14 protein-coding genes and 1 pseudogene are annotated in these 15,929 nt (G+C 72.3%); 3 read left to right on the top strand and 12 right to left on the bottom strand.

Going from position 1 to position 15,929, the window contains the following annotated elements; translation table 11 throughout:
• Window positions 1-4: 4 nt before the first annotated feature.
• The 4 genes from AAFF41_RS30490 to AAFF41_RS30475 all read right to left on the bottom strand — a co-directional run bounded on the left by AAFF41_RS30490 (window position 5) and on the right by AAFF41_RS30475 (window position 2,869).
• The gene (locus AAFF41_RS30490) at window positions 5-334 is read right to left on the bottom strand and encodes a hypothetical protein (protein ID WP_343324946.1); all 330 of its coding nucleotides are present in this window, start codon (window positions 332-334) and stop codon (window positions 5-7) included.
• A complete protein-coding gene (locus AAFF41_RS30485) occupies window positions 331-483 on the bottom strand; it encodes a hypothetical protein (protein WP_343324945.1) in 153 nt (50 codons plus the stop codon). The genes AAFF41_RS30490 and AAFF41_RS30485 overlap by 4 nt, the downstream gene beginning before the upstream one ends.
• A gap of 203 nt (window positions 484-686) precedes the next feature.
• Entirely contained in the window at window positions 687-1,685 is a 999-nt protein-coding gene (locus AAFF41_RS30480) for a phosphotransferase family protein (protein ID WP_343324944.1), read from the bottom strand.
• Window positions 1,682-2,869 carry a glycoside hydrolase family 18 protein gene (locus tag AAFF41_RS30475; RefSeq protein WP_343324943.1) on the bottom strand — a complete coding sequence of 396 codons (1,188 nt, stop codon included), beginning with the start codon at window positions 2,867-2,869 and terminating at the stop codon, window positions 1,682-1,684. The genes AAFF41_RS30480 and AAFF41_RS30475 overlap by 4 nt, the downstream gene beginning before the upstream one ends.
• A 106-nt stretch (window positions 2,870-2,975) precedes the next feature.
• Between AAFF41_RS30475 and AAFF41_RS30470 the strand changes: the two genes are divergently transcribed.
• Together AAFF41_RS30470 and AAFF41_RS30465 are read left to right on the top strand one after the other, a co-directional pair.
• Window positions 2,976-4,187: a hypothetical protein gene (locus tag AAFF41_RS30470; protein ID WP_343324942.1), complete on the top strand. Its 1,212-nt coding sequence runs from the start codon at window positions 2,976-2,978 to the stop codon at window positions 4,185-4,187.
• The gene (locus AAFF41_RS30465) at window positions 4,133-4,519 is read left to right on the top strand and encodes a hypothetical protein (RefSeq protein WP_343324941.1); all 387 of its coding nucleotides are present in this window, start codon (window positions 4,133-4,135) and stop codon (window positions 4,517-4,519) included. Before AAFF41_RS30470 ends, AAFF41_RS30465 begins: the two co-directional genes overlap by 55 nt.
• 213 nt (window positions 4,520-4,732) lie before the next feature.
• Here the strand turns inward: AAFF41_RS30465 and AAFF41_RS30460 are convergent, their stop codons facing one another.
• The 6 genes from AAFF41_RS30460 to AAFF41_RS30435 form a co-directional block, all read right to left on the bottom strand.
• Window positions 4,733-7,636, bottom strand: a complete 2,904-nt coding sequence (locus tag AAFF41_RS30460; protein ID WP_319746660.1) for a SpoIIE family protein phosphatase — start codon at window positions 7,634-7,636, stop codon at window positions 4,733-4,735.
• A 336-nt stretch (window positions 7,637-7,972) separates the two neighbouring features.
• Window positions 7,973-8,404, bottom strand: a complete 432-nt coding sequence (locus AAFF41_RS30455; protein WP_319746662.1) for an ATP-binding protein — start codon at window positions 8,402-8,404, stop codon at window positions 7,973-7,975.
• Window positions 8,405-8,650: 246 nt separating this feature from the next.
• Window positions 8,651-9,064, bottom strand: a complete 414-nt coding sequence (locus AAFF41_RS30450) for a (deoxy)nucleoside triphosphate pyrophosphohydrolase (protein ID WP_319746665.1) — start codon at window positions 9,062-9,064, stop codon at window positions 8,651-8,653.
• Between the two features lie 75 nt (window positions 9,065-9,139).
• Complete coding sequence (locus AAFF41_RS30445; RefSeq protein ID WP_054228261.1) at window positions 9,140-9,322, bottom strand: SPOR domain-containing protein; 183 nt, start codon at window positions 9,320-9,322, stop codon at window positions 9,140-9,142.
• A 339-nt stretch (window positions 9,323-9,661) separates the two neighbouring features.
• On the bottom strand, window positions 9,662-10,414 hold the full coding sequence (locus AAFF41_RS30440; protein ID WP_054228262.1) for a GntR family transcriptional regulator: 753 nt from the start codon (window positions 10,412-10,414) through the stop codon (window positions 9,662-9,664).
• Between the two features lie 147 nt (window positions 10,415-10,561).
• The gene (locus AAFF41_RS30435; protein WP_343324940.1) at window positions 10,562-10,870 is read right to left on the bottom strand and encodes a hypothetical protein; all 309 of its coding nucleotides are present in this window, start codon (window positions 10,868-10,870) and stop codon (window positions 10,562-10,564) included.
• Between AAFF41_RS30435 and AAFF41_RS30430 the strand changes: the two genes are divergently transcribed.
• Entirely contained in the window at window positions 10,871-11,977 is a 1,107-nt protein-coding gene (locus AAFF41_RS30430; RefSeq protein ID WP_319746669.1) for a pyridoxal-phosphate dependent enzyme, read from the top strand. It begins immediately after the preceding gene.
• 31 nt (window positions 11,978-12,008) lie between these two features.
• Here the strand turns inward: AAFF41_RS30430 and AAFF41_RS30425 are convergent, their stop codons facing one another.
• Together AAFF41_RS30425 and ychF are read right to left on the bottom strand one after the other, a co-directional pair.
• Window positions 12,009-14,186 carry a DEAD/DEAH box helicase gene (locus AAFF41_RS30425; protein WP_343324939.1) on the bottom strand — a complete coding sequence of 726 codons (2,178 nt, stop codon included), beginning with the start codon at window positions 14,184-14,186 and terminating at the stop codon, window positions 12,009-12,011.
• 360 nt (window positions 14,187-14,546) lie between these two features.
• A pseudogene (gene ychF / locus AAFF41_RS30420) lies at window positions 14,547-15,634 on the bottom strand (redox-regulated ATPase YchF).
• Window positions 15,635-15,929: the final 295 nt, after the last annotated feature.

The raw sequence follows: 15,929 nt of genomic DNA, 5'->3' as shown, positions 1-15,929 counted from the left end.
GGCTCTAGGGAGTCGTAGGAGCGGTGGGGCCGCGGCGGCGGTCTCGGGTCGCCCGGTGCATCAGGGCGGCCCCGGTGATCAGGCCCGCGCAGCTCACGAGGGCGCCCGCGAACTGGAGGAAGCCGGGGCCCGAGAAGGCCAGGTTCAACGACTGGAGCGCGACGGCCGCCGTCACCAGCAGCGCGCCCTGGCCCCACAGGCGGCGGCGGACGACGGGACGACGCTCCCACCCCGGCACCCGGCCGCCGCGCACGGCGACGATCCCGACGGCCGCCGCGAGTCCGAGGACCACGCCCTCGCCGAGGCCCGCCGCGAAGAGCCAGCGCGCTGTCATCGGTGTTCGGGGATGTCGGGGCCACCGGGACGCCGCGAGGCCATCTGCAGCACCATCCCCGCGATGAACAGAGCCATACCGATCATCGCGAAGGGCGCCATGCTGAGGTCGGGCCCTCGGAACGGGCCGATGAACATGTACAGGGACATCCCGGCGGCCCCCACCACCGAGCCGTACCCCCACAGCTTCGGCCGGAGGACCCGGGGCGCAGCCAGGGCGGCACCCAGCCCGTGACGATCCCGGCGATCCCCATCAGCGCCGCGCCGGTCATCGCCAGCGCGGCGAAGCCCACCAGATACGGGTGCACCGTCTCTCCCTCCCCCACGGCGCGCCGACCAGGCGCGCCCCCAGATCATGGCACGGGGTCCTCCAGCAGCGTGAGGGTCTGCCCCATGCTGTGTTCCGCGATCGCCCGCATGAACTCCGGATCCGGGAAGTCGCCGTCGAGGAGCCGGAGCGGGCCGGCGACCAGCGAGAGGTGCATGGCCAGGCGGTAGAGCCGCAGCCGGTCCTCGTCGAGGCCGTCGGCGCGCAGTGCCTCGTAGGCGTGGTGGAAGCGCTGGCGCAGGAAGACGTGCTCCCACTCGGCGTCGAAGTAGAGCAGGCCCTCGATGTCGATGAGGGCGGGGTGGCCGTACTCGTCCACGAGGACGTGGTCCGGGCCGAGTTCGCCGTGGACCAGGCCGACGCGTCCGCGCGGTCGGACCCTCCCGGCGAGCGCGTGCAGACGGCCGTACAGGGCCTCGCGTACGGCGGCGATCCGAGGGTCGCGTGCGGCGGCCTCCGCCAGGTCGGCCAGGGCCCGTTCGAGGACGACCTGCTCGCACGAACCGCCGTACGCGCTGCCGCCGTTGTCGACGACGGCGACCTTGCCGTGGCGGGGTGCGGGGTGGGCGTGCAGGGTGTGCAGGGCCTCGGCCAGTTCCCGCAGGGGCCCTTCGGCGGCCTCGGGGTCGCGGTGCAGCAGGTCCTCCAGGCTGCCGCCGCGCACGTCCTCCACCACGGCCACGTCCGAGGGCAGATGGGTGTGGCTGCGGTCGGCGAACAGCAGGCGGGGGGTGCGGATGCCGAGGCCGGTGAGCCTGTCGTACGCGGCGGTGAAGAGGTCGAGCCCGGAGGCGTGCGAGAAGGAGTCGCGAGGGTCGGCCGGGGCCGCGTCCCAGTAGTCCTCGGCCGGGTCCCAGACGTAGGCGACCGCGGTGGAGCCGTCGTCGATGAAGAGCCGGTAGACACCCTTCTTGCTGCCGCCGCGCAGCCGGGTGACCGCGGTGAGCGTCCGGGCCCGGCCGAGAGCGGCACGGGCGAGGGGCGCGAGCGCGTCCCTCGTGAGCGGCCTGCGCGTGACGGTCATCGGACCCAGCCTTCCTCGTACGCCCTCCAGTCCTTCTCCCGGGCGGCGAAGTCCACGTACAGGGCGACGCCGAAGTGTTCCCTGGTGCGGTCGGTGCGGGAGAGGCCGAGGCGGGTGCCGCGGACGGCAGCCGCGACCGTCTCGGCGGAGCCGTGGTGGTCCATGTTGTCCTCGTAATAAAAGGGCAGGCCCATCAGCAGGTCGGTCGACTTCGGGGTGACTTCGAGCGCGAGGGAGGTCTGCTCGGCGACGTAACCCCCGTACAGGCTCTCCAGCGGAAGCGCCGTGTCGTACGACATCACGGCGATCTGGTCGACCCGGCGGGCGACCTGTCCGAAGAAGGACTGGGACCACCACTTGGGGTGCGCGGTGAAGGCGCCGACGACGGAGTGGAGGTTCGGGAGCGGGTCGATCTGGTGGGCGGCGACGGAGAGCTGGGCGTCGTGGGCGCGGGTGACGCGGCGCAGCTCGTCGAGCAGGGAAAGGTAGTTCGAGTCGTCGGAGTGCAGGGGCTCCAGGTCGAAGTGGGCGCCCTCGAAACCGGCGTCGAGGATCTGCCCGGCGGAGCGGACGACGGCGGCCCGGGTGGCCGCCCGTTCCAGGCGCATCCCGACCTCCCCCTCGGTGGCGAGCACGTCGCCGAGCCAGGCCTGGACACGGACACCGGGCAGTTCGCGGTGCACGGCCTCGACCAGCCAACGCGCCTTCGGGTACGCCGCCTCGGGCAGGGTTCCGTCGTGCTCCAGCGGTCCCGCGTGCACATACAGATCCCGGATCCCGGTCGCCCGCAGCCGCTTCGCGAGCGACTTGACGTCCGCGTCCTTCTTCCGGCCGTCCACCCAGGCGTGGCCCATCCAGAGGGCGTCGCGGTTCCTGGTCTGGGTACCGGGGGCCGGATCTCCGGAGTAATTGATCCGCAGGGCGATGCCCGTGGCGAGCGTGGAGAGGACCACCATCAGAACGAGGGCGAGCGCGACCCGTTTGGGCCAGCGGAGGCGGGGGTGCCGCCAGCCCCGGCCCACCGTTCGAAGCCAGGCGGGGACCCGGCCCGGGGAGGTACGGCCCTCGTCGTCCTCCGGCCCGCCCGCTCCCCTGTCCGTCCCTGCCCCGCCCGGTGTCGCCGGCGTCTCCGCCCCCGGCTCCGCCCCCGTGTCCACCTCGGTCCCCGTGCGCTGCTCGTCCATCCCCCGTGCCCCCTCCGTATGCCCCCGTATCCCCGGTACCTTAAGCGGCCCCGCCTCGGCGCACCCCCGGTCGCGCCCCGGCGCAAGCGGTCATACGCTCCCAAATGTGACGTCGCCCCTGAGCCGAAGCCGGTCGCGCCGAGCCACGTCCCACATAGCCGTGCGGGTGGCGCATGCCGTGCTCGGGGGGCTGCTGGCGGTGGGGTGGCTGCTGCTGCCCGTCACACGGGCCGGAGCCGACGAGGTGCGGGACGCGCCCGGGCGGGGTGGGACGAGCACCGGCGATCTCGTACTGCCCCTCGTCGCGGTGCTCGCCGCGGGAGCGCTGGCGGCGTACTCGTACGCGCGGCGGACACGACGGGCCCGAACCCGCACGACGCCCGGCGGCGGCACCCCGCACCCCGTGCCGTTCGCCGAACTCGACCGGCGGGCAGGGCGGTTGCTCGTCGAGATCGACGACTGCGTGCGCAGCAGCACGGAGGAACTCGGCTGGGCCGCCGACCGGTTCGGGGAGGAGGCCGTCGCGACGTGCACGAAGGCACTGGTGTTCGCGCGCTCCGAGCTGACGGCGTCCTTCCGGCTGTGGCAGCGGCTGGACGACACCCTCACGGACGACAGCCTCGTGAGGCGACAGCTGCTGGAGGAGATCGTCGCCCGCTGTACGGAGGCGGGGCGGCGGCTGGACGCGGAGGCGCCCGGGTTCGACCTGCTGCGCGCCCTGGAACGGACGCTGCCCGCCGCGCTGGAGTCGGCGGAGGCCCGCTTCCGGGAGCTCACCGCGCGCACCCCGGCCGCGGAGGCGACGTTCACCGAACTGCGCGAGCGGTACGCGCCCTCCGCGTCCCTGTCCGTCGCGGGCAACGTCGAACAGGCCAAGGACCGGCTCGTCTTCGCCACCACGCGCCTGGACCGGGCCCGGCAGTCCCTGGACCGGGGGAGGGCGCCCGGGCGACGGCGTATCTGCGGGCCGCCGAGGCCGCCGTCGACCAGGCGGACCTCTTCGTGGCCGGTATCGACCGGTTGGCCTCCGAACTCTCCTCCGCGACGGCCTTGTTGCCCGGTGCGCTGCGTGACGCGGACGCCGAGCTCGTGGCCGCGCGCGGCTTCCCGCCCGTCGGTGCGCTGCCCGGTCGGATCACACACGCCGCGTCGGCCGTCGCCGACGTGCGGCGGGACATCACGGGCGGCGTCCGTCCGTACGACCCCCTCGGCGCCCTCCGTCGCCTCGCCGACGCCGGGGCACCGCTCCTGGCCGAGGACCGCGTGCCCGTCGACCGGCCCTTCCTCGACCGGGCCTTCCTCGACCCCGCGCTCCTAGTGGCCCGCAGTGTCGTCGCCCTCGCCTCCGACTTCGTCACGACACACCGGGGAGCGGTCGGGGTCGAGGCCCGGACCCGGCTGTCGGAGGCGGAGCGGCTCCTCGCGCTCGCGCCTCGCACCCTCGTCGACGTCCGGTGCGCCGATGGGCTCGCTCTGGAGGCCCAGCAGCTCGCGGAGCGGGACGTGCGGGCGTACGGGAATCCGTACGCCGGGCCCGAGGGCGCGGGCGTCGGCGGTGCGGTGCTCGGCGGGATCCTGCTCGACGACACGCCCGGCGCCCCCGCGGCGAGCTTCGGCGGACCGAGGACACGCGGGCGCAGGGACTTCTGAGGGCGCGAAGGTTTTCAGGAGCGCGGGGGCTTTGGGCAGCGCGGCGGCTTTTAGGAGCGCGGCGGCCCTTTTAGGGGCGCGGCGGCCTTTTGCCTTTTTTGGGGGCTCGGGGAGTTGCGCGACCAGCCCCCACCGGCGCGCAGCCGAGGAACCACCGGCCGGGCGGGGAACCGGGGCGAAGCCCCGCCCAGGGGGCGCGGGGGAACTGTGCCGTCAGAACAGGCTCAGCAACGCCTCCGCCGGATCCGTGAGGGGCGTGCCGCCGTCCGGGAGCGGGAGTTCGAACCAGACCGTCTTGCCGCGCGGCGTCCGCCGCGAACCCCATGAGGCGGAGAGCAGACCGACGAGCTGCAGCCCCCGGCCCCCCTCGTCCGTGTCGCGGGCGCGGCGCCGGCGCGGCTGGACGAGGCCCGCGTCCCACACCTCGCACACGAGGGTCCGGTCCAGCAGCAGGCGCAGCCTGATCTCACCCTCGCCGTAGCGCAGCGCGTTGGTGACGAGTTCGCTGACCAGGAGCTCGGCGGTGTCGACGAGCGGCTCCAGGTCCCAGGCGGTGAGCTGGGTGCGCGCGTACTCACGGGCCCGCCCCACACTGCGCGGCTCGCGCGGCAGCGTCCAGTCGCCGACGGAATCGGCGGGCAGCCCCTGGACGCGAGCCATCAGCAGCGCGATGTCGTCCTCGCCGTGGTGGGTGTCGAGGGTGTTGAGGACGTGGTCGCACACGTCCTCCAGGGGGCGGGAGGGGTCGGTGAGCGCGCCGACGAAGGCCTGCAGACCCTCGTCGAGGGGGTGATCGCGCGATTCGACCAGTCCATCCGTGTAGAGCGCCAACAGTGCGCCTTCGGGTAGTTCGACCTCCACCTCCTCGAAGGGCTCGCCGCCCACCCCGAGCGGCATGCCCGGCGGCACGTCGAGCATCAGCGCGCTCTCGCCGGGTTCGACCAGCACCGGCGGCAGATGGCCCGCGTTGGCGAAGGTGCAGCGGCGGGTCACGGAGTCGTACACCGCGTACACACAGGTCGCCAGGTACACCTCGGAGAGGTCGGCGTCGCGGGGCTGGCGGGCCGCGCGGGTGGCCTGCTGGACTCCGCCGGGGGTGCCGAGGCCGCGAGCGATCTCGTCCAACGCCGAGAGGACTTCGGCGGGTTCGAGGTCGAGGAGGGCCAGGGTGCGCACCGCGGTGCGCAGTTCGCCCATGGCGACCGCCGCCCGCAGACCGCGCCCCATGACGTCGCCGACGACCAACGCCGTGCGGTGACCGGGGAGCTCGATGACGTCGAACCAGTCGCCGCCGACCTCGGTGGCCGCGTTGCCGGGCAGATAGCGACACGCGATGTCCAGACCGGAGGCCTCCGGGTCGCCCGGCGGGAGGAGCGAGCGCTGCAGGATCAGCGCGCGTTCGTGCTCGCGGCGGTACAGGCGGGCGTTGTCGATGCAGACCGCGGCCCGCGCCGCGAGTTCCACCGCCAGCGCCCGGTCGCGGTCGCCGAAGGGCTCGCTGCCCTTCGTACGGGAGAACTGGGCGAGGCCGACCACCGTGTCGTGGGCGACCATCGGGACCGCCAGCGTGGACTGGATGAGCCCGCCGTCCTCGGCGGGGACGTGCTGGGGGCGGGCGGTGCGCAGGGCGTCCGCGCAGGGCGAGTTGAACGGGTAGTGGTGGACGGCGCCCACGGCCACGGGGGCCGGTCCGCCGATGAACGGCGCGTCGGACACGGCGCTGGCGAAGGCGACCCGACGCAGCTCCGCGCTGCCGTCGGCGAGCGCCCGCGGGGTCTCGTCGCCCGCCAGCAGGCCCTGGTACAGGTCGACGGTGGCGAGGTCGCAGAAACCGGGCACGACGACGTCGAGGAGTTCGCGCGCGGTGGTCTCCAGGTCGAGGGAGTTGCCGATGCGGGCGCCCGCCTCGTTCAGAAGAGCGAGATTGCGCCGGGCGGCGGCCGCTTCCCGGGCCGCGGCCCGTCGGCTGGTGATGTCGGTTCCGAGCCAGGCGATACCGATGGGGCGGCCGGTACCGCTGTGTACGCGGTAGAGGTTGATCGACCAGTGCCGACGCTCGTCGGAGCCGGGTATGAAACCGGTGACGTGCATGTCCGTGATGGAGTCGCCGGTTTCGAGGACGCGGCGCAGCGTCGCGGCGACCCGATCGCCCTCGGAACGCGGCAGATAGTCGTGGACCGTACGGCCACGGTGGCTCTCCACGTTTCCGCCGAACACCGAGGCGAACCGCTTGTTGGCGCGCCGGACCCGCAGATCCGTGTCGATGAGCAGGAAGCCGAACGGAGATTGACCGAAAATCGCCTGCGAGGCGGCGAGGTCCGTCTCGATGCTGCGGAGGGTGCGGACGTCCACGACGATGCACACGGCGGCCCGCTCGCCGTCCTCCGTCGTGGTGGGCATCACATAGACCTCGGCGAGGCCCTCGGCGCCCGGCTCGCCGTCCTCGTCGGCCGGCATGCGGAAGGGGACCACACCGGTCCACTCGCGGCCGTCCAGGATCTCCGCCATCTTGCGCTGGCCGCGCTCGCGCTGGTCGGGTTCGAAGAACGCCTCGATGGGGTCCATGCCGAGGGCGCGCTCGGGGGATATACCGAAGAGCTGCTCGGCACGCAGGCTCCACTGGTCGACGAGGCCGTCGGCGCCGATGGAGAACGAGGCGACCTTGATGTAGTCGTAGATCGAACCGGGCGGGCTGCTCTGCCACATCGCGTCGCCCATGGGCTCGCCGGACGGTTCGACGGGCGGTACGTCGGACGGTTCGCCTGGTGGTAGGACGGATGCTCCGCCCTGCGGTCCACCAGGCGACACGGCCGTGGCCCGGTCGATGTCCACGCCGTTGTCCGCGCCCGCGTCCGTGCCGGAGTCCGTCGGATCGCCCGCCCGGGAACCCGTCGAGGCGCCCGCCGTCCGGTGCCTCGCGGCGTCGCTCGGTCCGGAGGGTGCGCCGCCCCATGGTGTGTTCGTCGGCTCGGTTCTCGCGTCGCCCCGCGGTCGGGTCATGGCGTCGCCCGTCGCCCCGCCCGTCGCTCCGGCCACGGCGGAATCGCCCGCGGCCCCCGCCCTCGCGCCGTCCGACGGGTCCTCGGACTCCGTGGCCTTCGCTGGTATCTCGCTCACGCGAACCGTCCCCTCCAGCTCACCGCGTCCGGCACCGGTCACCGGGGGCGGCTGCCCGCAGTATCCAGCACTACGGCGCCGCACAACACGGTGTTCACGATCACAGCACGGTCCCGATGGTTTTTGGACCGGCCGCGACATACTCCCAGTCTTCTAACCAGGTGGCGCCCCATCGAATCAAAGACTCCGGACAACTCTGGTGGCCTGAACCGATCGGTCGCCCCACCCTCCGCCCGACACACCCTCAGCACGACAGCCGACGCACCCTCAGCCGGGCACCGTCCACACCCTCGACCAGGTACCGTCCACACCCCCAACCGGCCATCGCCGGCACCCTCAACCGGGCACCCCCAGTTCGAACCACACCGTCTTTCCAGTGTCCCCGGGCCGGGTACCCCAACGCCGCGACGACCCCGCCACCAGTTGCAGTCCTCGACCACTCTCGTCGTCCTCGTCGGCGGACCGCTCACGGGGCGGGTCGGGCAACGGGTCGGAGACCTCCACGAGGAGAGCGCCCGACAGTCCCCCGGGCCTGACCAGACGGACACCGATGGGGCCGGCGGCATGCCGCAGCGCGTTGGTCACCAGCTCACTGACCAGCAGCGCGGTCACATCACCGAGGGAATCCAGCCCCCAGGTGCGCAGCTGGCCCCGGACGACGGCACGGGCGGTACGGACGGCACCGGGCTCCGCGGGAAAGCTCCACTCGGCGCAGTCGCCTTCGGTGTCGATCACGCCGATCACTTCCCAGGCCAGGAACCCACCCATGTCCGGTTTCGTGGGGTTAATGGGCACATACCCGATATCCGGGACGCTTTACCGCACATGCGGGCGCACTGTGGCACGAACGGCGTACGGGACTTCGAGCCGCGGACACGGCTCGCGCCCTCCCGCTCCCGAAAGCCGTACACACAGCGCCGCGCACCGGCACCCGCGCCCGCACCCCGTACGTCACCGGTGTCACCCAAAGAGAGGAGTCGGTGCACGGCACCCGACCCCGCGGCCCGCCGGCGCCTAGGACAGGTCCTGGCCGTCCCAGCGCCGCAGCACCGCCTTCACGGCGGGGACGTCCTGGTCCAGCCAGGCCACGTCCCAGAGCTCGTCCGGACTCAGCCAGCGCAGGTCGTCGTGATCCTCGAGGGGCGTGGGGGCGGCCGAGCCCGGGAGCAGCCGCGCGGTCCACACACGCAGGACGTACGGCGTCCGCAGGGGCCACTCCCCCGGGACGCGCTCGACGGACTCCGCCGTGACGCCGAGTTCCTCGCGCAGTTCGCGTACGAGGGCGGCTTCGGGGGCCTCGCCCGGTTCCACCTTGCCGCCGGGCAGCTCCCAGCGCCCGGCCAGTTCGGGGGGCGCGCTGCGGCGCGCGGCGAGGAGGCGTCCGTCGTGCAGCAGGGCGCCGCCCACCACCACGATCGTTTCGTCCATGCGCCGGAGCCTACGGCAGGGCGCGCCGGACACGGAGCAGGACGTCGGACCGTCGAAGCCGGGGCCCTCACACCGTCACTTGGATCCGTTCTGCGCGATCCGCTCGACCCAGTAGAGCTGCTTGTGGCCGCGGTCGTCGAGGCTGTCCGCGATCTTCTGGGCCTCGGCCCTGGTCGCGTACCTGCCGACGCGGTAGCGATTGCCGTTGTCGTCCTGCCGTATGACGAGCCAGGGAAGAGTGATCGTGCCGTCGTTCATCGAGCCCCTCCACTTCCCGCCCCCGGCCCGCGCCGTGCCCCGCACCCTAACGAAACCGCAATCCGCATATGCCCGAGCCTACGCCTAACCTTCACGCAGCGAATACGCCTTTACACAAAGAGGTACGCAACCAGCCAAGACGGAGGGGGCGCACGGGTACGAACGCGCCGTCGAGCGCCCTCCGTGCGCCCGTCAGGCAGCGCGAACTCCGCTCCGGGCCGGGCATTTGAGAAAGGCCAGATTGCAACTGACGCTGCACGCGGGGCACTTGGCGGTCGGCTCGCCCGGGAACGAGGGGTCCCCACCCGGCGGACGCCGACCGCCCGTGAACTCCTGCGTCTACTTCACGGGCAGGTGGTACGCGATGCGATACCGGTCCGCCGGTACGACGACGTCGGCCGTCTCCACCGGGCGCCCCGAGGCGAAGTACGTCCGCTGGATGACGACGACCACGTGTCCGGGGACACCGCCGAGCGCGAGGAGTTCCTCGGCGAGGCCGGGGCGGGCGCCCACTTCCTCCGTCACGTTGTCCACGATCACGTCGATGGCCGCCATCCGCTCGACGACGCCCATGCCCCCGAGCGGACCTTCTTCGGGGAGCATCACCGGGGTGCGGCCCGTGACGGCGAGAGGCTCCCAGGAGGTGGAGAGCATCATCGCCTCGCCGGCGTCCCGGAAGACGTAGTTCGTGCACATCACGCGGTCGCCGGGCCGGATCGAGAGGCGCTCGGCGATCGCCCCGCTCGCCTCGGCCTGTTCGCTGTGCGACTCCCAGGTGCCGCGCACGGCCAGGTCGGCCTGCTCCTGGCGGAAAGGGGTCGCTCCACTGTCCGGGCGGTACCCGGAGCGGGCGACCCGGCGCGGCACCGGCCGCTCCCGCACATACGTCCCCGAGCCGGAGCGGCCCTCGACCAGCCCTTCGGCCATCAGCACCTTGCGCGCTTCCAGGGCGACCGTGTCCGAGACGCCGTACTCCTCGCGGATCCTGGCCTGGGAGGGGAGGCGGGTGTGCGGTGGCAGCGAACCGTCGACGATCTTCTTGCGGAGATCACCCGCGACACGCAGATACGCCGGCTGCTCACCGAAAGTCACTGGCCGCTCCCATCAGGTTGTACAGACAGCTACAGCCTGGCAACCGTGGGTTGTGCCATGCAAGCGAAGGCCAAAGAATCACTCGATGTGATTACTAATCCCCGCCGTGGGCTTTACCCAGGCACTTTCTCCCCGCTGTAGCCCGCGTCACACCTCCAGAGCGCCACCGCTTCCCCCGTTGCCCCGACTGCCCCCGCCCCCGCCGTTCGACAGCGGGGTGGTGGTGGGGCCCAGAACCTTGCGTGCGGTGACCGTCCTCCTCGGGTCGATGAGCTTCAGGCCCTTCTTGTAGGGGGCGGAGAAGACGTCCGCGTCCGTGGCGACCGCCGCCTTCGTCCACCACCCTTCGGCTTGCTCGCCCTGCAGCGCACCTCGCGGCTCGTCCTCGCGGCGGGGTGGGTCACGGACCCGGAGCGGTTCCCCGAGGACGTCGAGGCGCACGCATAGCCTGCGCACATGACACCTTTGCCGGATCGCTTCTGCCCGGCGGACGGTACGCGCGTCCCCGGTGGCTCGCTCGACTGGTGCTGCCCGGTCTGCCGCGGCCCGCTCGACCTGGACTTCGCACCGACCCCCGCGCCCCTCACCTCCCTGACCGGGCGGATGAACTCACTGTGGCGGTACACGGAGTGCCTGCCGCTCGCGGCGCCCACGGTCAGCCTGGGCGAGGGCCGCACCCCGCTGGTGGAACTGCGCGGGGGCATCTCGGCCAAGCTGGACTTCCTGATGCCGACCCTGTCCTTCAAGGACCGCGGCGCCGTCCTGCTGGCCGAGCTGGCACTGCGGCTGGGCCCACGGCTGGTGATCGCGGACAGCAGCGGAAACGCGGGGACGGCGATCGCCGCGTACTGCGCGCGGGCCGCGCTGCCCTGCACGGTGTACGTCCCCGAGGACACCTCGCCGAAGAAGCTGGAGCAGATCGAGGCGCACGGGGCGCGGGTGCACCTCGTGGACGGGGACCGGGAGGCGACGGCGCGGACGGCGCGCGAGGCCGCGGACCTCCCGGGCACCTTCTACGCCTCGCACGTCTTCAACCCCTACTTCCTGCACGGTACGAAGACGTACGTGCACGAGCTCTGGGAGGACCTGGGCGGGCGCCTGCCCGACGTGATCGTCGTCCCCGTCGGCAACGGCACCCTGCTCCTCGGTGCCGCCCTCGCCGTCGCCGAGCTGCACGGGGCGGGGCTCATCGACCGGCGGCCCGCGCTGTACGCCGTCCAGGCCGCCGCGGTGGCGCCGCTCGCGCACGCCTGGGCCGAGGGCGCGGACGACCTGGTCGGCGTCACCCCTTCGGCCCCCACCTTCGCCGAGGGCATCGCCATCCCGCGCCCGCCCCGGGCCCGCCAGATCCTGCGCGCCGTACGCGACTCCGGTGGCACGTTCCTCACGGTGACGGAGGACCAGATCCGCCACGCCCAGAGGGACTTGGCGTCACGGGGTCTGTACGTCGAGTCGACGGGAGTGGCGTGCTGGGCGGCGGTACGGGAGGGGGTGCTCGCAGGACGTACGGCGGTGGTGCCGTTGTGCGGGGCGGGCGTGAAGACGGGACTGGCCCGGGGGTAGGCGCGGGGCCGGCCGTCGAAAGACATGTCCCTCAGGGCTGCCGCGCACCACCCTGCCCAGGCCCCACGACGCCCGCCAGTCGTATGTGCTCCTCCTCCACGATGCGGCGGGCGAGGGCGCTGTCGGAGACGTCGACCGCGTCCGGGCTCTGCTCGGCGGTGTCGCTGCGGCGGGCGTAGGCGTCGAAGAGGCGGGTCTTGTTCTTGAGGATGTGCAGCAGGCGCTGGTCGACGCTGTCGGTGGCGAGGAGGCGGTGCACCTGGACGGGGCGGACCTGGCCCATCCGGTGGGCGCGGGCCACGGCCTGGTGTTCCATGGTGGGCTTGACCTGCGGTTCGCACAGGACGACCACGGACGCGGCCTGAAGGTTGAGGCCGATACCGGCGGCCTCGATCTGGCAGAGGAGGACCGCGTGGCCGGGAGCGGCCGTGAAGTCGTCGACGAGACGCTGCCGGCGCGCGGCGGGCACGGCACCGGAGACCGGCCCGAACACGCCCTCTCCCAAGGCTTGTCGGACCAGTGCCAGCACATCGCGGAAGTAGGAGAACACCACCACCTTCAGGCCGTTCTCCGCCGCTTCGGCCACCAGTTCGCGCAGTCGTCCCAGCTTCGCGGACTTCTCCGCGTCGGCGTACGCGGCCCGGCGCATCGCCATGAAGTTTCCGTCCGCGACCGCTTTGAGGTACGCCTCCCGGTCCGCGGCGCTGAACTCCTCCCACTCGTCGACCTCCACCAGCGCGGGCAGTTCGGTGAGGACGTCGCGCTGGTTGCGGCGCAGATAGGCGGGGGCGACGGACTTGCGGAAGGCGTGCGGGCCGGCGGCCGCGGTGGTGTGCCGTATCGCGGGGAGGAGGGCCGGCTGGAGGTAGCGGACGAGGGTGCGGAACTCCTCGACCCGGTTCTCCATGGGCGTCCCGGTGAGGAACAGGACGCGCTCGCAGTGCCCTGTCCAGGCCGCGACCGCCCGGGAGCGGCGGGTGTCCGGATTCTTCACGTAGTGCGCCTCGTCGACGACCACCATCCCCGGCTTCGTGCCCTCGCCGTCCGGGGCGGGCAGCCGGTGCAGCATGTCGTACGTGGTGATCGCGACGCCCCCGCGCTCCCGCCACTCCTCGTAGGCGTCCAGCCGCTCCGCGCCGTGCACCGGCAGGGCCCGCAGTGTGCTGCGCGCGCCGATCTCGCGCGTCCAGTTGATCAGTACGCTGGCCGGGCAGACGACCAGGAAGTGGCTGTGTCCGTCCGCCGCGAGATGCGCGAGTACGGCGATGGCCTGCACGGTCTTGCCGAGCCCCATCTCGTCGCCGAGGACGACCCGGCGCTGGGCGAGCGCGAACCGGGCGCCGAAGTCCTGGTAGCCGCGCAACGAGACCCGGCGCCGGGTGTCGTCCAGCGTCTGGGCGTGCACCCGCTCGGCGACCTCCGAGGGCAGGAAGCCCTCGACGGCCGCCACGTCCGAACGGTGCTCGCAGACCTCCGCGAGCTGGCTGTAGTACTCCGCGGAACGCAACTCGAAGTCGACCCACGCCTCGATCTCGGAGGCGGGCGTCCGCAGCAGGTCGGTCGAGGCCTGCGCGAGCAGCAGGCGTACCTCACGGGCGCCGGCGTCGGCGGTCAGCTCGCGCAGTTCGGCGACCGCGCCGAGCGCGCTCCGTCGGCGCTCCCGCCCCGCGAGCACCATCCCCAGCCGTCCGCCGGCGGGCCTGGCCGCGGGCAGCAGCGCCCCGAGCCGCTCGTCGAGCCGCGTCGCCGCGTCCACGGCCCGGCGCAGCTCGGGACCGGCCTCGACGAGGGTGCGCAGCGCGATCACCAGGGCGGTCGTGCGGGGCTCGGGCCGGTCGACGTCCATCCGTACGGAGACGGTCTCCTCCACCGCCCTCGCGAGCTGCCGGGCCGCCGCGAGGGCACGGTCGGCGGTCTGCGCGCCCACCCCGGGCAGCCGGCGCAGCTCGTACCGCCCCGCCTCGTACACCGCCCGCACCGACGCGAACCCGGCCGTCTCCAGCGCTCCGAGCCGCAGCCGCCCCTCGGTGACGTCCTTCAGCCGGGAGACGGGGATGGACTCCAGCTCCTTGCCGACGAGTTCGGCGTGGATCGGGGCCAGCGCCGCGCGCACCGCGTCGAGCGCGCGGGCGTGATCGGCGAGCACACCCCGCGCGGCCTCGTGCAGTCCGACGCCCTCGGCGAGCAGACTCCGCTCACGTTTCCCCACCGGCCCGACCTTACTGCCCACCACCGACAGCCCGGCCCGGCTCCGGGTACGCCGACGGAGGCGAGCCCCTACGTCATCGGCCAGGAAGGTCGATCATCTCGTTGACGGTCTCACGGCTCGGGCGGGGTCGCGGTGCCGGGGACGGCGAGCATGTCACGCACCAAGGCGTCATAGTCGTTCCAGCGCCACGTCACCGCGGCCACGCTCGATGAGCGGGATCGCGCGTGCCAGGAAGGCCAGCCGGAACCGCAGACCCGACGAAGTGGACCTGCCGAGCCACCGGCCCACTGTCTGTACCGACGAGGTCGATCTCGGGACCTGCAGATTTGCCAGGCCGCCAACGTGGCGGTACGTCACCGGCTACACGTTGAAGCGGAACTCCACCACGTCGCCGTCCTGCATGACGTAGTCCTTGCCCTCCATGCGGGCCTTGCCCTTGGCGCGGGCCTCGGCGACCGAGCCCGTGTCGACGAGGTCCTCGAAGGAGATGACCTCCGCCTTGATGAAGCCCTTCTGGAAGTCGGTGTGGATGACTCCGGCGGCCTCGGGGGCGGTGTCGCCCTTCTTGATGGTCCAGGCGCGGGATTCCTTGGGCCGGCCGTCAGATAGGTCTGCAGACCGAGGGTGTCGAAGCCGACGCGGGCGAGGGTGGCGAGGCCCGGCTCCTCGGCGCCCACCGACTCCAGGAGCTCCATGGCGTCCTCCTCGTCGAGCTCGGCGAGGTCCGCCTCCAGCTTGGCGTTGAGGAAGATCGCCTCGGCGGGGGCGACCAGGGTGCGCTGCTCGGCCTTGAAGTCCTCGTCGACCAGCTCGTCCTCGTCCACGTTGAAGACGTAGAGGAACGGCTTGGTGGTCAGGAGGTGGAGGTCGTGCAGGAGCTCCTCGTTGCCGGAGCCCTGGACGATGCCCTGCGAGAAGAGCGTGTCGCCCTTCTCCAGGATGTCCTTCGCCGCCTCGACCGCCGCGACCTTGGGAGCGATGTCCTTCTTGATGCGCGACTCCTTCTGGAGGCGCGGCAGGACCTTCTCGATGGTCTGGAGGTCCGCGAGGATCAGCTCGGTGTTGATCGTCTCGATGTCGTCCTTGGGCGAGACCTTGCCGTCGACGTGCACGACGTTCTCGTCCTTGAAGGCACGGATGACCTGGCAGATCGCGTCCGACTCACGGATGTTCGCGAGGAACTTGTTGCCCAGCCCTTCGCCCTCCGAGGCGCCCTTCACGATGCCCGCGATGTCGACGAAGTCGACCGTCGCCGGAAGCACGCGCTGCGAGCTGAAGATCTCGGCCAGCTTGGTCAGCCGGGCGTCGGGGACACCGACCACGCCCACATTGGGCTCGATCGTGGCGAACGGGTAGTTGGCCGCGAGCACGTCGTTCTTGGTCAGGGCGTTGAACAGGGTCGACTTGCCGACATTGGGCAGACCGACGATTCCGATCGTGAGCGACACGTTGCGACTTCCCGTACGTGAGGGTGGGCGACAGGTCCGCGAAGGTGCGCGGGCCGATCCACCAGTCTACGGGGTGCGAGGTCCCTTACCGGCGACGCATCGAACGCATGGCCAAGGTCGGCCCATCGGCGTGTCTGAGGCGCTATTCCGCACATAAACCGACCTAAGTTGGTCCAGTGGAGCAACACAGGACGCGTCCCCCTCAGTACAGACCGCGACGCGGCGCACCTCTTCCCGCCCAGACCGGGCGCGCCGCCGCCGACCGTGTACGCAGGAGTGCGCCCCCCACGCGGCG

Origin of the sequence: Streptomyces mirabilis, from assembly GCF_039503195.1 — a bacterium.
GTDB classification, from domain to species: Bacteria; Actinomycetota; Actinomycetes; order Streptomycetales; family Streptomycetaceae; genus Streptomyces; species Streptomyces mirabilis_D.
The sequence above is the reverse complement of the archived record's forward strand: the minus strand, read 5'-3'. Positions and strand labels throughout refer to the sequence as shown.

Coding starts and splice junctions, on each gene's coding strand:
- AAFF41_RS30490 (WP_343324946.1), bottom strand. CDS start 334: ATGACAGCGCGCTGGCTCTTCGCGGCGGGCCTCGGCGAGGGCGTGGTC.
- AAFF41_RS30485 (WP_343324945.1), bottom strand. CDS start 483: ATGTCCCTGTACATGTTCATCGGCCCGTTCCGAGGGCCCGACCTCAGC.
- AAFF41_RS30480 (WP_343324944.1), bottom strand. CDS start 1,685: ATGACCGTCACGCGCAGGCCGCTCACGAGGGACGCGCTCGCGCCCCTC.
- AAFF41_RS30475 (WP_343324943.1), bottom strand. CDS start 2,869: ATGGACGAGCAGCGCACGGGGACCGAGGTGGACACGGGGGCGGAGCCG.
- AAFF41_RS30455 (WP_319746662.1), bottom strand. CDS start 8,404: ATGGGTGGGTTCCTGGCCTGGGAAGTGATCGGCGTGATCGACACCGAA.
- AAFF41_RS30450 (WP_319746665.1), bottom strand. CDS start 9,064: ATGGACGAAACGATCGTGGTGGTGGGCGGCGCCCTGCTGCACGACGGA.
- AAFF41_RS30445 (WP_054228261.1), bottom strand. CDS start 9,322: ATGAACGACGGCACGATCACTCTTCCCTGGCTCGTCATACGGCAGGAC.
- AAFF41_RS30430 (WP_319746669.1), top strand. CDS start 10,871: ATGACACCTTTGCCGGATCGCTTCTGCCCGGCGGACGGTACGCGCGTC.